This is a genomic window from Brevibacterium otitidis, assembly GCF_042429315.1.
Lineage (GTDB): Bacteria > Actinomycetota > Actinomycetes > Actinomycetales > Brevibacteriaceae > Brevibacterium > Brevibacterium otitidis.
This window is the reverse complement of sequence record NZ_JBHMAU010000089.1, coordinates 1-998: the sequence shown is the minus strand read 5'-3', so window position 1 is coordinate 998 and position 998 is coordinate 1. Positions and strand designations below refer to the sequence as shown.

General features: G+C 62.5%; 2 protein-coding genes. Both read left to right on the top strand.

Annotated features, from left to right (window positions below; genetic code table 11):
• The coding region (locus tag ACFFN1_RS13585) for a hypothetical protein (RefSeq protein WP_376841365.1) at positions 1-182 on the top strand (182 nt) is incomplete at its 5' end.
• Positions 183-186: 4 nt separating this feature from the next.
• Positions 187-963 (top strand): VG15 protein, encoded by a 777-nt coding sequence (locus ACFFN1_RS13580; RefSeq protein WP_376841364.1) that lies wholly within the window; start codon positions 187-189, stop codon positions 961-963.
• Positions 964-998 lie beyond the last annotated feature (35 nt).

Genomic DNA, 998 nt, shown 5'->3' with positions numbered 1-998 from the left:
CGGATGTCGCGCTCGAACGGCTCGGCTTCGACCCGACCGACCTGGAGCGGCTCAAGCGTGATCGTGAGAAGGGAAATGCGTCCAGTCTCGCCGCGGCGCTGCTTGTCCAGAAGCCTGATCCAGGCGCTATGGAATCAGCCGCAAGGCGCGGCCTTGGTTCTGCTGCGCCAGAGGACCTGTGAGCTCGTGCTCACCGCAAGCGAGCGTGCACAGTGGAGGACGGCCCGCGACACTCTCGATGGGCACCTGATCTCCACACTTGACCGCATCATGGACACGGCTCATGGTGCGGCCAGCAAGGAGATCAAGTCGCTTGTCCTCACGACGCTTCCCGAGGTTGTCAAGGCTCACAAGTCGGTCACTGCGGAACTGGCCGCTGAGTTCTACGCGCTTGCTCGCACGAACGCTGGCCTTGACGATCTTTTCACGCCTGAACCGGTGTGGGATCCGAACGAGCAGCAGATCGCTGGGAGTCTGCGGTGGGCGCTTAAGCCGATCAACGGTGAGACGTACACCGACGAGGATTATGCACATGCTCTCGACCGGGTGCGAGCCTCGATGACTCGTTTGATGCGTCAGACGGAGGCGCACACGGTGATGTCGAACATCGGCAAGGACCCTGGCAAGCCGAGGTACAGGCGTGTCCCTGAGGCCGGCGCGTGCGGCTGGTGCATGATGCTCGCCACTCGTGGTCACGTGTACACCAAGGACACGGTCGGTGGGGCACACAAGAGGTTCCATGATCGGTGCAAGTGCAGTTCGGAACCGCAGTACCCGGGTGAGGAGCTGCCACCGCTGGTGCAGGCGACACGGAAGGCGTATTACGACTTTTACTATCTTGACGGTAGTGGGGAGCCGTCTGAGGAGGGGCTCAGACCTGACTTCCACAATTTTTGGGCTCTACTGACTGATCCGTGGGTCTTCAGCGGCCGGGCAGGAGGGGGCGGTGGCCTCCGAGTGTGAGCATGGCGAGGCCGATCAGGGGCTCGGGTGAGCGG